Source organism: Microcoleus sp. S36a_B3, assembly GCF_036700745.1.
Classification (GTDB): domain Bacteria; phylum Cyanobacteriota; class Cyanobacteriia; order Cyanobacteriales; family Microcoleaceae; genus Microcoleus.
This window is the reverse complement of sequence record NZ_JAUBPN010000006.1, coordinates 42,672-58,300: the sequence shown is the minus strand read 5'-3', so window position 1 is coordinate 58,300 and position 15,629 is coordinate 42,672. Positions and strand designations below refer to the sequence as shown.

At 46.5% G+C, this 15,629-nt stretch carries 3 protein-coding genes and 1 pseudogene; 3 read left to right on the top strand and 1 reads right to left on the bottom strand.

The annotated features are described in order from the left end of the window. Positions 1 to 243: 243 nt before the first annotated feature. Positions 244 to 6,720 (bottom strand): PAS domain S-box protein, encoded by a 6,477-nt coding sequence (locus QUA01_RS08995; protein WP_333089480.1) that lies wholly within the window; start codon positions 6,718 to 6,720, stop codon positions 244 to 246. A gap of 1,180 nt (positions 6,721 to 7,900) precedes the next feature. Here QUA01_RS08995 and ppsA point away from each other — a divergent pair. The 3 genes and pseudogenes from ppsA to QUA01_RS08985 form a co-directional block, all read left to right on the top strand. Next, positions 7,901 to 10,375 carry a phosphoenolpyruvate synthase gene (gene ppsA, locus QUA01_RS08990; RefSeq protein WP_333089481.1) on the top strand — a complete coding sequence of 825 codons (2,475 nt, stop codon included), beginning with the start codon at positions 7,901 to 7,903 and terminating at the stop codon, positions 10,373 to 10,375. 486 nt (positions 10,376 to 10,861) lie between these two features. Beyond that, a pseudogene (locus QUA01_RS27370) lies at positions 10,862 to 11,008 on the top strand (DUF6464 family protein); the annotation flags it as partial. A 1,179-nt stretch (positions 11,009 to 12,187) separates the two neighbouring features. Next, positions 12,188 to 15,629 (top strand): DUF4347 domain-containing protein (locus QUA01_RS08985; RefSeq protein ID WP_333089482.1); only part of this gene is annotated, 3,442 nt, incomplete at its 3' end.

The window sequence follows — 15,629 nt, the reverse complement described above, 5'->3', positions numbered from 1 at the left end:
TTCGTAGATGCTTCTATTTGCAACCACCGTTTTAGCGCGAGACTGTTCATTTAACAGTGTTTATTTTCCGCAGATCCCCTAAATCCCCCGGATAGTCGGGGGACTTTGATCGCTTCGGGTTCCCCCATTCTTCAAGGGGGCTAGGGGCGATCGGGTTTAATGCAAGCGTATTGCCTGATTGACAATGACGATCGGGGCGCGAGATTTAACTAATTTTAAATTTTCTGTTAACTACCCTCAATGTTAGGACAAATGTTGCTTCAAAAAGTCTCGAATTTGCTTGAGCTGAAATCCTTTAGTAAGTTGCCGCAGGCGATCGACGAAAGGCGCTAATGTCGGATCTGAATGTTCGAGTTTAGCAATTTCCTCCAGAATAGCTTCAATATCGCCCATTGCAGCCAATCTTAACAAGACTAAAATTGACTCTGAGCTAGGAGACACTATTGTTGAGTCAGCAGCAGCAATCTCAGATGATATTTTGGGAGTTTGAGCTTTCCGTTTTTTGGTTCCTGTTCCGTCTTCGTAAATCCATTCTAGTCTCAAATGCAGGCGCAATAATTCTAAAAGCTCGTTAGTTTGAATCGGCTTGGTGAGAAAATCATTGCAACCTGCAAGTATACTCTCTTGCCTCGTAATCTCGTAGACGCTAGCAGATAAAGCAAGGATAACCGCATCTTTTAATTCCGGCAACTGTCGCAACAGCTTGGTAGCTTCCCAACCGTCCATTACCGGCATCAACAAGTCCATTAAAATTATATCCGGTAGAAATTCCTGTGCTTTTTGCAAGCAGTCTTCGCCGTCTACGGCTTGGGCGATTTCAAAACCCAAACGAGAAAGCATCCTGTTTAGGATGGCGCGATTTACTTCGTTATCGTCCACTATCAGCACTTTCCGCTGGCAGCCGCTAAAACCGACAAGCCGGCGTTTTTCTTGCGGGGCGGGGAGTTGAGAAGACTCGGCGACTGCGGGCAAGTCTAGATCCAACCAAAATATGCTGCCTTTGTCCGAGGTACTTTGAACGTGAATTTTGCTGCCCATCATATTGACTAATTTTTGACTGATGGAAAGCCCCAGTCCGGTACCTTCGACGAAATTGCTACGATCGCCCACTTGATGAAAAGGCAAAAATATTTCTTCTAATTTATCCTGCCCGATGCCCATACCAGTATCTTCGACTTGAAAGCGAATTTTAGCAACTCGTAATTGCTTTTTATTTGCTGCTGAAATTATCGCTTCGCCCGCTTCTTGTGTTGCCATCGGCGCGGCTAAATTTGTGATTAAATTGTTTTTTTTGGGCGCTAGTTTTGGCTTTAATTTCAATTTTTGGCTGTTAATTTGAGGAGGTTTTTCTACCGAATTTTCTGCATAACCGACTTTGAATGTTACCCCACCGCTGTTAGTAAACTTAACTGCATTGCTGAGCAAATTAATCAAAACTTGGCGCAACCTTTTTTCGTCAGCCAAAATTGTGTCTGGCAGCGCGGATACTTGCTCATAATTAAAGGTTATTCCTTTTTGTTGCGACCGCATCTGGAACAAATCCACAATACTTTTAACAAAACTGGGAAAATGCACGTCTATCGGTGACAGTTCCATTTTACTAGCTTCGATTTTTGAGATGTCTAAAACGTCATTAATCAGCGTTAGCAGATGGTTGCCGCACTGGTGAATGCTGTTGAGACTTTCCTGCTGATCTGCCGTTAAATTGCGATCGGTTTTTAGCAGTTGAATGTATCCTAAAATTCCGTTCAAAGGTGTCCGCAATTCGTGGCTCATGTTGGCGAGAAAGTCGCTTTTAGCGCGATTGGCGGATTCGGCGGATTCGGCGGCTAATTGCAGGGCAGCTTCTGCTTGTTTGCGATCGGCAATTTCGGTTTGTGCTTGTTCAAATAGGGTCGATTGCTGGATCGCGATCGCCAACTGCACCCCCAATTGTTTCAGGCACTCTGCCTCCATTTTTTGCCAGGGACGCGCGCCCTTGCAGTGGTGGGCAATTAACAGCCCCCACAAGTTTTGGCCTTGCAAAATCGGCACTACCAGACTCGCTCTCACCTGCAACCCAGCCAACAAAGTCAAGTAACATTCGGCGATGCCGGCATTGTAAACATCATCTGTGGCTCTAATTCTACCGTCTTGGTAAAGAGAAGCGTAGGTTTCTCCAAAACAAGGGTCATAAATTTCTGTTCCTAGAATTTGTAGGGAATTGTCAGCTACCGACTCCACAGCGATAAACCCGCTCCAATCCGACTTAAATTGGTAAATAACAGTGCGGTCTACTTGCAAAAAATGTCGCACTTCTTCGACAGCGTTGGTGAGAATTTCTTCGAGATTGAGAGAAGAACGAATGCGTTCCATCATGGCTGTTGCCAACTGTTCGCGCTTTAATTGCTGGTGCAAAAGTGCTTCGGCTTCTTTGCGTTGGGTGATATCGGTAATAACTGCAATTAAGCCGATAGAATGGCAATTTTTATCTTTAATAGTGTCGGCTCGCACCAGGGCGGTAACAGCTTCACCGCTCTTAGTTTGCAGCCCAATTTCGCCGCACCAAGAGCGACCTTGGCGAATGTTTTTATAGATTTGTTTGTAAGTTTTAGGTCGGACATAAAGGGCTGCGCGATCGCCGAGAGCGTTGAGTTCTTCTACCCTGTAGCCGTAACGCTGAATGAAGGCTTGATTGTGGTAAAGAGACCGCCCTTTTAAGTCGGCGATGGCGATCGCGTCGCTGGTACTTTCGACGGCTTGAGTGACTTGCAGCAAAGCTAATTCTACTTGTTTGCGATCGCTGATATCCGTCATCGAACCCACCATCCGCAGGGGGTTTCCGGCTTCGTCCCACACTGCTTGAGCGCGGGCTAGCACCCACTTGTAGCTGCCGTCTTTGCACTGCAAGCGGTATTCGGCGGCGTAATTGAGGGTTTGGCGATCGAGATAATCTTGGAGCGCTGCTTGCACTCGCTCGCGATCGTCTGGATGGATGCGATCGATCCATTCGCTGTTGCAACTGTCGATTTCGCCGTCTGCATAACCGATAATTTCTTGCCAGCGGGCAGATCGAAAAGCTTCATCTGTTTGAAGATTCAGATCCCAAATTCCGTCTTGATTGCCTTTAAGAACTAACTGCCACCTTTCTTCACTTTTACGCAATTTTTCTTCAGCTTGTTTGCGCTGAATGTGAGAAGCTAATTGAGTTGCTACCGCCTTGACTAACTCTACTACGCGCGGCTCCATAATCGAGCGAGAACGCTTGCAAAATAGTAAAACTGCCAGCACCTGAGATTTAGTGCGAATCGGCACTCCGAAACAAGCTTTCAATCCGATTGCTGCCGCCATTTGCGATCGGGCAAACAACGAATTATTGACGGCAGAAATATCTTCCATCCATTCTACATTTTGGGTTGACCAAATCCGTCCCGGCACTCCCACTCCGGGGGCGAATCTAATTTTCTTACTTTCGCGGCCGAATTTATCTAAATCGCGATCGCTAGCATACCAAGTTTTGCTGTGTTCCAAAACACTAGCATTAGCCGCAGGTATCCAAGCTTCCGCAAAATCCCAGCCGATCGCATTGCACAACAACCGCAAAATATCCGGGAGGGCGCTGTGAAAATCTGCCGACTGACTAATTGCTTGAGTTGCCGCCAGCAACAGCTTAATTTCATCTTCTGCTTGCTTGCTTTCAGTAATATCAGTTCCCGTGCCGAGAATTTGTTTTAACTTACCCTCTGCTGTTTTAGCAAAAACAGTATCTCGGCTGAGAATCCAGCGCCAAGAACCATCCTGATGCCTGACGCGGTATTCAATTTCAAATATATCCCCTTCAATGCCAGTTTCGACTTGCTGTAAATAATCAGGCATTTTGATAGCATCTTCCGGGTGGATGAAACTTGACAGCATCCACGGCCCGAGCGCCAAAATCTCCTCTACCGTATAGCCGAGAATGTGATAAATAGAAGCATTTGCATAGATATTTTTTTGTTCTATTAAGTCACAAACATACAAAATATTAGGACTTGCCTCAGCAATTCGAGCACCAAACCGCTTGCTATCTTGTAACTCTGCTTCAGCTTTCTTTTTCGCAGCAATATCGCGAACAATGCAAATTATTTCGCCGTCTGGTAGGGCTGTCAGCGAGATTTCTTGAGGGAATTGAGAGCCGTCGCGGCGGCAGCCTACAGCTTCAGTGCTGCAATAACCTTGCCGCGCTAAAGTCGGCATAATTTCCCCCTCAAACCTTGCAAGTTCTGCGCCTGCATAAAACATTTTCCAACTTTTGCCCAACATTTCTTCGAGGGAATTGTAACCGTAGATTTTGAGTTTAGCTGCGTTGGCATAAATCACCTCTCCGCTGGCATTAACAATGCCGATGCCTTCGGAAGCCGCTGCCATTGCTGCGGCTTGTCGCTGGAGTTTTGACTCGAAACGTTTGCGGTTGGTGATGTCGCGGACAATCGCGATAATTTCGTCATCCGTGCAGAAGACAATTCTCGCTTCAAAATGGCACAGTGCATCCTGAATTGGCAGTTGATATTCTAGAACTTGAACCTCCCCTGTATCGAGGGCTTGTTGATTAGCGGACAAGATTTCTTCAGCAAAAGCAGACGGCAATATGTCTTGTGCTTTTTGGCCAATAAATATGTTTGCTGGTACTAGAGTCAGGAGGTCTTTTGCGGGTTTAAAGTCTACCAAAGTACCGTCGGCGCGACAGCGAAAAATCATGTCAGGTATCGCGTTTAAAAGAGCGCGGTTGGTGGCTTCGCTCTTACGTAATTCAGCTTCTGCTTGTTTGCTCAGTGTTACGTCGCGGGCCACTGCATAAATCAAACCTTCTTCGGCAAAGGGCGATGCCGTCCACGACAGCCATTTATAACTACCATCACGGCAAATATAGCGGTTTTCTAAGTTAATGACGGGGTTGCCATTTTTTAGTGTTTCTACCGCGGCTGTAGTTATTGCTAGGTCTTCGGGATGCAAGAATTCTAGAAAAGGTTTGGCTATAAGTTCGGCTATGCTGTAACCTAATAGATTTGACCAAGCAGAGTTTAAGCGTTTGAAATAGCCGTCAAAACCTGCAATGCAAAGTAAATCTAGGGAAATATTAAAGAAGCGATCGCGCTCTTGCTGGGTTTGTTTTAATTCAGTGATATCCATCACCAAACCATCCCAAATGATATCGCCGTTGGCTTGTTTTTCCGGTTTGGCAGCGCCTTGCAGCCATTTCACTCGTTCTCCCACAACTTGCCGCCACTGGTGTTGCCAAGCTTGCTGGGTTGTCGCTGAAGTTGCGATCGAACGCTGCAAGTCTGAGATGTCGTCAGGACAAACTGTTGCAAAAGGCAAATCGGCATTTTTTTCGATTTCTTCGGGTCTTAAGTTGTAGAGCTGAATACTACCAGAAGAAACATAGGGGAAAAATATTTTTCCATCAAGAGATAGCCGAAATTGATAAATCATTCCCGGCACGTTGGCTGCCATTTTTTGAAATCGAGCTTCGCTTTTCTGCAGCGCTATTTGCTGGCGCTTGTACTCGGTCACATCTCGCATTGTTCCGACCAACATCTTAGTACCGTTGGCTTTCTTGAAAACTGTCTTTTTTGTAGATATAATCCGCTTTTTGCCTGCGGAATCAGTAAAGATTTCTTCTGTTTCTTGAGGCTGGCTTCTTTTGAAAACTTCCAGGTCTTGCTGTTCAAAAAAATCTGCTTGTGCTGCGGGTAAAAACTCGTATCCAGATTTCCCAATCAGTTCCGATCGCCTTTTGCCCATCAACTCGCAAAAAGCGTCGTTTAATACAACCCACTTGTGCTGCTCATCTTTGACAAAAATTGGATCGGGAGTAGCATCGATCGTGTGATTCAAAAACTCTTTTGATGCTTTTAATTCATCTTCGTAGCGGTAGCGATCGCTCACGTCCAAAATTATTTTAATCATCCGGTCGATCGAGCCGTCTCTGCCGCGAATACAGCGCAAAGAAACTCTCGTATAAACAGTGTTTCCGTCTTTTTTCCGCCACCTTTTATCTAAAACATAGCCTTCGCTCTCCCCTGCCAAAATTTTATTTAACTGCTCTAAACTTGCCTGCAAATCTTCAGGAAAACTCCAACTTTCCCAATTTCCCTGCAGAAGTTCTTCGCGGTTGTATCCCAGTAAATTGCACAAAGCATCGTTAACTTCCAACCACTCGCATTTTCCGACTAAATCGGGGGAAATTGGAGGAGCAATAATTGCAATTCCGACGAGGGAATTTTCGACTACCGAGCGATATTTTTCTTCACTTTTTTGCAAAGCTTCTTGGTTGTGCTGCCGCTCGACTGCGTAGCGGAGCGATCGCATTAATAATTCGCTGTCAATTTTTCGCTTGACTAAATAATCCTGAGCTCCTGCTTGAATTGACTTCACGGCTAGTTCTTCATCGTTGCGGGCAGTCAATACGACGATCGGAGTATTGAGGCTGTATTCTTGTATCTTGACAATTGTACTCAAGTCTTGGCTGTCTGGCAGGGAAAGGTCTAGTAAAATCACATCAAAATGTTCGCCGCTCAAAAGTTGCTGCGCTGTGCTGAGACGGTCTGTACAGCTTACAGAAAGCCTTTGCGCTTCTGGTCTCCTGACGTTTCTTTCTAATAATAATTCTTCGATCAGCTCGGCTTCGGCTTGATTATCTTCGACCAAGAGAACTTTAAAGCCGTTTTTCTTTCCGGTTGAGTTCAAAACTGATATCATATACCTTGTTTTTTGTCATAAGGCAGTCGAGCTAACTATTATAGCATATAAATAATTGAATACCCCAAAATACCGCTGCTCAAAGTTAAAAACCTGCGGGTTTAACAACTACAGCCTTTGGAAGGTAATATGAGTTACGGCTCGTAGGAAAAAAGGTAATTGAGCATGAAAAAAAAGCTCGCAGTTAACATTTTTTATTAGCAGTAACCCATTACAAAGGTTATACAATAGAATTGAGTGGCATAAATATTCGATCGCTCTGTTAACCGCAAATTTCCCAAGTTACGACACAGATAGAGGCAGATAATTCAATAATTGAAAGCCATTGAGGGCAACTCAAATCTAATACTATAGAACGAGTGTTTGCGCTCCGATGAGGTTAAGCCAATCAGGAATCAAACTTTTGTGTTGCGGTTTTGAGAAGTTCGGTTTTTTCAATAAACAAACCTGCTTGGTGTTGTGTTTTTTGGGCGATCGCCCCCAGCAACAAATTCTTTTTTGCCCGTAGATTCGGCTACCAACACAATCCCAGCCCTGTGCCCGCACAGCGAGGTCAGTGCAAAAAAACCGTGGCAACTATCTTAGATATTCATCTGTTTGCCAGTTTTTTTTTATAATAGCTTACATAAAATCCCCACAGCCATTTCTTAACTTTTTGCAATGAATCTTTTTTTCTACGAGTCTTGCTATTTATAAAAAAAGTGATAATATTGAAATATAGGCAATCAAAAAGTCTGCTAGATACAGCCTAGGAAAAAACTCGATAAACTTCGCCAAAAAATACCTTAAAAAGTTGACAGCTTTTTGTTGACTGTCTTTCGCCCCAGCCCAAAAGCGATACACAACTTGAAGGCGGAACTCGCGATCGATCCAAACGTTGAGACGATAGTTTAAGCTTGCGGATTCAAATGATGTTAACAGTCAACAGTCAACAGTCAACAGTGAATTTACTATTTCGATGAAGAGAGGATTTGATCTAAACCCCAGATGAAAGGCGAATCGACACAGATCCAGGCTATTTCAGATTATTGGTGAATGAATGGAAGAGGTACAATCTAAAATCTCATATAGCGGTTCTTAAAACAGTGAGGTATGCCCTAGGCCAGATAGTACCTCATAGGAGAGCTTGACAGGCGATATCAACTGACAGAAGAGAAATGAAGTTGAGAGGAAAAAACTCATGCTAGAAAAATTAGCAAGTCAACAACAACTTTTAATTCCCAAAGAAAAATCCTTAGTATTGTGGTTTGATGAAGTCGGGATCGCCGATATCCCATTAGTAGGCGGTAAAAATGCTTCTTTGGGCGAAATGATCCAACAGCTAAAACCCAAAGGAGTCAGCGTCCCCAACGGATTTGCAACTACAGCATACGCTTACCGTTACTTCATCTCTGCGGGGGGTTTAGAAGCAAAATTGCGCGAAATATTTGCTGATTTAGACGTAGAAAACCTGCACAACCTACAACAAAAAGGCAAGGAAGCGCGCGGATTGATTCTGAGTACACCATTTCCAGAAGAACTGCAAGCGGCGATCGCAGATGCTTACGAAAAATTGTGCGATCGCTACGGCGAGGGAACCGACGTAGCAGTACGTTCCTCCGCCACCGCCGAAGACTTACCAGACGCGAGTTTCGCCGGACAGCAAGAAACCTACCTCAACGTTCACGGCTGCACGGGCGTGCTCGAATGCTGCCACAAATGCTTCGCCTCCACCTTCACCGACAGAGCAATTTCCTACCGCCAACTCCGAGGTTTCGACCACTTAGAAGTCGCTTTATCCGTCGGCGTGCAAAAAATGGTGCGATCGGACTTAGCATCCTCCGGCGTCATGTTCAGCATCGACACCGAAACCGGCTTCAAAAATGCCGTATTAGTTACCGCCGCCTACGGATTAGGAGAAAACATCGTTCAAGGAGCCGTAAACCCCGACGAATACCTAGTTTTTAAACCCACATTAAAACAAGGTTTCCGCCCAATTCTCGACAAACTGCTCGGTACAAAAGACATCAAAATGGTGTACGATCTTGGCGGTTCAAAATACACCAAAAACGTCTCAGTATCGCCAAAAGAACGCGGTAAATACGCCATTAACGATGACGAAATTCTGCAACTAGCACGTTGGGCAATACAGATCGAAGAACACTATTCCCAAGTGCGGGGAACCTACACGCCGATGGATATCGAGTGGGCAAAAGACGGCAATACAGGCGAACTTTTTGTCGTCCAAGCGCGACCGGAAACAGTACAATCACAAAAATCCGCCACAGTTTTGCGGAACTACAAATTGCACGGTTCCAGCACAGTTTTGACAACGGGACGCGCCGTGGGCGAAGCGATCGGACAAGGCAAAGCCCATATCATTTTAGACTCTCACAAAATCGCCGAATTTGAAGCTGGAGAAGTTCTTGTCACCAACAAAACTGACCCGGATTGGGAACCGATTATGAAAAAAGCCAGCGCCATCGTCACCAATTCCGGCGGCCGCACTTGCCACGCTGCCATCATTGCCCGAGAAATGGGAATTCCCGCAATTGTCGGCACCGGCGACGCTACGACAGTCTTGCAAAACAATCAAGAAATTACTGTTTGTTGTGCCGAAGGAGACGAAGGCAAAGTTTATTCGGGTTTATTGGAGTTTGAAATACAAGAAAGTGCGATCGACAATTTGCCCCGCACCCGCACTCAAATTTTAATGAATGTCGGCAACCCAGAAGAAGCTTTTAGTTTGTCAGCAATTCCTTGCAACGGCGTAGGCTTAGCGCGGCTGGAATTCATCATCGCCAACCACATCAAAACGCACCCCCTAGCACTGATTCACTTTGACGAATTGACCGACGAATCAGTCAAGCGTCGAATTGGCAAACTCACAGCACTTTACGAACACAAACCAGATTTTTTTACCGACAAATTAGCCTGCGGAATTGCCACCATCGCCGCCGCATTTTATCCCAATCCTGTCATCGTGCGGATGAGCGATTTCAAGAGCAACGAATATGCTAATCTTTTGGGAGGGCGGCAGTTTGAACCCAAAGAAGAAAACCCGATGATCGGGTGGCGCGGCGCTTCTCGCTATTACGACCCGAATTACCGCGAAGCTTACGCTTTGGAATGCAAAGCATTGAAGCGAGTTCGCGACGAAATGGGCTTGACAAATGTGATTCCGATGATTCCGTTTTGTCGCACGCCGGAGGAAGGTCGAAAAGTCTTAGCTGAGATGGCCAAACACGGTTTAGTCAAGGGTGAAAACGGCTTGCAAGTTTATGTGATGTGCGAATTGCCTAGCAATGTCATATTTGCTGATGAATTTGCCCAAGTTTTTGACGGATTCTCGATCGGCTCTAACGATCTAACTCAGCTAACATTAGGATTAGACCGAGATTCTGCTTTAGTCGCCCACATTTTTGATGAACGTAATGAAGCTGTGAAGCGGATGATAGAAATTGCCATTAAAGCGGCGAAAAAGTACGATCGCAAGATTGGAATTTGCGGTCAAGCACCAAGCGATTATCCTGAGTTTGCTCGATTCTTGGTGGAGTTGGGAATTGATTCGATTAGTTTGAATCCCGATTCGGTTTTAAAGACTTTGTTGGATGTTGCAAAGGTGGAGGCTTCTAGTACATTGATGGATTTAGCGGCGGATGTTGCTAAGGTTTAACCGTTTTGGTTTTTGAGAGGAACCGGATTTTTTCCAACCGTTCGTAGTGAGGATTTTAGTCCTCTGATTTAAAGAGGATTGAAGTCCGAACGAGCGAACCTATTACGGGCTTGTCTGTTTTTGAACTAAACCCGGTTTCTCCTGTCTAGTTTGGTAAAATAACCGCTCTCCCGCGAGTAGCAGCCAGCAAACGGCTAACGTACCGGCAAGTTTGAAACTTGGCCGGGAACTTTTATGATTTAAAACCGTCTTTCGGCGGATAATTTTCTGTTGTCGATCGCCTAAATTAAAGAAAATATTCCCCACACAAGTTGACTAAATGTACTAACTACTATCCTGATTATTTTCATCGGTTTAGCTCCGTCGCTGCGGTCTTTGTGGGTGATGCGATCGGCCCCAAGCCCAAGATAAAATTGCAGCGGCCGGGCTGGCGGTAGCAAACATACTGGCGCGAAATCAACTAGCAACGGTCGATCGCACTTACGTAGAAGACCTTGGTTATGCGCTCGGCGAGATCGCGAGTACAACGCACGGTCTCATTACATCCGTTGTGCAGTCAACCCTTCAGGGCCATGTCTTGATGGTCGCTACTACCGAGCCAGAACTCTTGACGTTCGCGGTGAAAAGATATAACTTGTAATGGGCTACTATCTACGTAAATTTGCTGATGCAGTAATTGATAAGTTAGTATGTACTTAAGTGTAAGGATTGTTGCTGGATCTTTTTCAGCACAAGCCGTGCCAAAACTCAGCAATTAAAAATTAATCGAGCAGTATTGCTTGGTTACAGTTGCTATAAGTGGCAGACTGCGATGCGGTGCTTTTCTAGTTGAGGACTTGCACGCAAAAACCAGGTTTAGAGAATAAATCTGAGTTTGGTGGCGAAAAATCTAGGAATCAAGCCAGTTCCTAGTCTCCTAGACGCCCTCCTGCAGTTGAAAAAATGAGCGAATAAAAATCGCCAGTAGCTGACGAACACATCTGCAAATCGATTTCTGCAAAACATCATGAAAAATTGTGTACAAACAATTGTCCCGACCATTAACCTCAAACATAAACTCGCTAGAAGACTATAAGTTGACAGTTTGAGTGAGAAGTTTCTTGCTAGCTGTACCAATCTGTTTTTGTGCAAATAAACGCAGTCTCAAACCAGAATTGTTGTTTCCCGACTGCAACTCATAAATTTTTAAGACACCTCGTCGCTACAGGGTATGTATGTTTCAGTTTAATCGCAGGTTTTGGATGCTGCCGGTCTAATTATGTCCCGGCCGCTTTCTAGCAATCCCATCCTTAATTAATCTCTTTGGGAGATTGCGAACGGGGCTAGCGCACCAAAACCCAAGAAACCGGGTTTTTTACCGGGTTTGAGGGCTGCAAGGAACTCTTTTTGTCTGTCAAGCCCGGTTTCTTAGTTCAGAAATAGTGAAATTTCTCTACCCGTAAACTGCATTGGGCGATCGACAGAAACCTCATAAAATAAATTTTTGAGAATTCTTGTTATTGTCCGTTGCCGGATGTAAAAAAAATGCGGGTATAAAAATACACTCTATCGCAAAAATCGAATGCGAAATATCTCCCAATAGATAGATTAGTGGAATTTAATTTCCCTATCTTCAGCGGTTGCGCTGACTATATTTGCAATGCTATCAAAGAGCGAGATAGCACAGCTTTGTGCTGAGTAAAATAAGCCTCTTGCTCTCGATTACATTCAAGCTGCAGAGCTGATAACTCTGCAATCCAAGCTTTTTTTTCCGATATCGCTATTATCTTGAAACTGGCATCTTACGGCAATTATTACTCAGGGAATTCTACCATGCAAAGCATCTGCAACAAACCAATTTTTACAACCCAAAAAGTAAGCAATACCACCGCAAGCATTACTAACAAAACATCCCGAATAACAGTAACTCATCCCGCTCAAAAAATACAACAAGTAAATGGAGACTGGTGTCTGTATTCTTCACAAAACGATGAGAGCGCGGGAATTGGGAACTCCCAAACAGAATTTTTGCCAGCAACAAAATCGCCGATCTCCCGGAGTGTAAAAAATGTGCTGTTCCTCGATGCCAGAGTAGAGCAATACGACAGCTTGGCAAGCGGAGCAACAGCAGGTACAGAAGTATTTATACTCGACTCGCAGCGGGATGGAGTCGAGCAAATTACTACAATTCTGGCTAGTTGTAGCAATTTAGACAGCCTGCAAATAATTTCTCACGGTCGAGAAGCAGCAGTGCAACTAGGGTCGATCGCCCTGAGCAGCGACAACATAGAAACCTACAGCCATTTGTTGCAGCAGTGGGGAAAAAGCCTCAGCGAGAGAGGAGCTATCTTGTTGTGCGGGTGTAGTGTCGCAGCCGGAGAAAGCGGCCGGGCCTTCGTGCGGTGGCTGAAGGCAATTAGTGGTGCAGATATTGCAGCCTCCGACAACTTGACGGGGAGTGCGGCACTAGGCGGCGACTGGAAATTAGAATTTGCGACAGGGGAAATCGAGGCGAGTATCGCCATTGAAAAAGTAGCGCTCGAAGCATACAGCTACACCCTAGGCACATTAGTTAACGAAACTTTCAAGAACGCCACAGTTAGGGGGCCTTGGATTTACGGGGGAACACGCGGTGCGCTGTTCAATCCGGCTGGGGGACCAGCATCTTCTCAAGATATCCCCGGCATTACCGGAGGGACTGTATCCGGCATACTTCCGGCGGTCGGAGGCAGTGTTCCAGGCGATGGCGCCCTGCGATTAACTCCAGCAGTAAACAACCGGGAAGCCTTCGTCATCTACAACAACCCCATTCCTTCAACCGACGGTATCAGAGTTAAGTTTGATTTTTATTCCTACGGTTCAAGCGAGCAATTTCAGTCTCCGCAACCCTTTATTAGTCCTCAGCCAGGAGACGGGCTGGGTTTCTTCTTGATTGATGGCACTGTTAGCCCAACCAGGACTGGGGGTTATGGCGGTTCTCTGGCTTATGCTCCACGAACGGGTACACCCGGTATTGACGGAGGTTATTTAGGCATTGGGCTTGACGAGTTTGGCAATTTTTCAACATCCACAGAAGGGCGCTCTGGCCCGGAGCCTCCTTCGATTCCCGGCTCCTCTATTGGTTCTTTCAGACCTGATTCAGTAACTATTAGAGGAAATCAAGCAAATAGTTATTCGTTTTTAACAAATGCGATCGTTCCCTTCGGCATCGATAACATTCCTACGAGCATTGACTTTAGTGGCCCTGTTGCCGGCAGTAGTTTTAATTTCAGCAATACGTTCACGAGCGATCGCAATGCAGCCAGAAGAGCCGTTCAAGTGACGCTGAACCCATCTAACGACAAGGTGGAACCCAATCGCCTCACCGTTGCCTTCGATAGGAATTTTGACGGCACCTACGAAACTACAGTGATCGACATCCCCAACTTGGCAACCGAAAACGGCCCAGTACCGCCAATTTTCAAATTTGGTTTTGGCAGTTCCACAGGAGGTGCCAACAACATTCACGAACTTCAAAACCTGGTAGTCGAGACGGTAAATCCTCCGACTATCTCGGCTGACGTGAGCACGATCAAGACCGGCCCTGCGTTCATCAAGCCAGGGGGCAGCATTACCTACACGATTACAACGGTCAACAAAGGGCCAGCACCGGCTAGAAACGTCAAGATTCAAGACGAAATACCTTTTGAACTGCTCATTCCCCCCGGAAACCCGCCAATTCTCAATCTCTCGGATAATGGCACTTACCAGAACCAAACGAAGTCTGTCACCTGGCCTGTAGTTCCCGTTCTCAATCCCGGCGAGACTCTCACTTACAGCGTGACAGTTAATGTGCGGTCTGATTTACCTGTCGGCACCACTTTTTCTAACATTGCATTCAGCAATAGCTCGACTTTCGACCCTGACCTCAGCAACAACAGCGCTATATCCCGGCCGGGGCAAGTCGATGGGCCTGGTGTAGTCTTTACCACAATTGTCAATACAGTCGCGGATGTAGTCACTACCAAGAGCGGCAATCTGACTGCTGCGGCCGGGTCAACCGTCACCTACACGCTGAACACGACTAATAGGGGGCCCGACCCAGCGATCGACGTGACCATCACTGACAGCATTATTCCGGGTTTAACAGGAGTCAGCTTTTCCAACGGCGGGAGCTATGACGCACAAACCGGCATTGTCTCCTTTCCACCGGTGGCGACGCTGGCAAACGGGGCGACTGAGCCCCGCACCGTCAGTTTCGTTGCGCCAGCCACGCTTAACACCATCAGCAACACGGCTCGGAGCCGCTCGAGGACTTATGACCCGATCGCCAGTAACAACAACGGCTCCACCACCAACAAAGAGGGAACTCCCACTAACTCTAGTGTTACGACAACTATTACGCCCAACGCCGATCTGGCAACCACCAAAACCGGCTCTACCACTGCTGTCCCCGGCAGCTCGGTCAGCTACAGCATCGCCACACTCAACAACGGCCCCAGTCCGGCACAAGCTGTAACCATCACTGACAGCATCGTTCCCGGATTAACGGGAGTCACGGCATCTAACGACGGCACTTACGATGCAGTGACAGGCATTGTCACCTTCCCACCCGTGGCGATCGCCAACGGTGAGACAGTCAACCGGACGATCGGCTTCACAGTACCCCTGACGGCAACTTCCATCAGCAACACCGCCAGAAGTAGCTCGATCACTCCCGACTTGACTCCCAACAACAACAACGGTACCGACCCCAGTGCTACCGTGTCCACCAGCGTCAGTCCTGGGGCCGATATTGTCACCCAAAAGACTGCTCCGGCAAGCATCAAGGCGGGCGATACGCTGATTTATACAATTACTACTAGCAACAACGGCCCTAGTACCGCGACCAACCTAGTCATCACCGACAGCCTGATTCCCGGCTTAAAAAATGTCACGGTGTCCGACGGCGGAACCTACAACGAAACCACAGGGACGATCGATTTCCCGATCCCGACTTTAGCCAGCGGCAGCAGCCAGAGCCGCACGATCAGATTTGTACCGCCACCGACGCTGACAAGCATCCTCAACGTGGTTTCGAGTACATCGGACACTTTTGACCCCGACCTGACAAACAACAACGGCTCGGTCATCGCAGCGCCCGGTGAGCCGGGGGGACAAGTCATTACGACCATTGGTGCAGTCGCCGATATTGTCACCCAAAAGACTGCTCCGGCAACCATCAAGGCGGGCGATACGCTGATTTATACAATTACTACTAGCAACAACGGCCCTAGTACCGCGACCAACCTAGTCA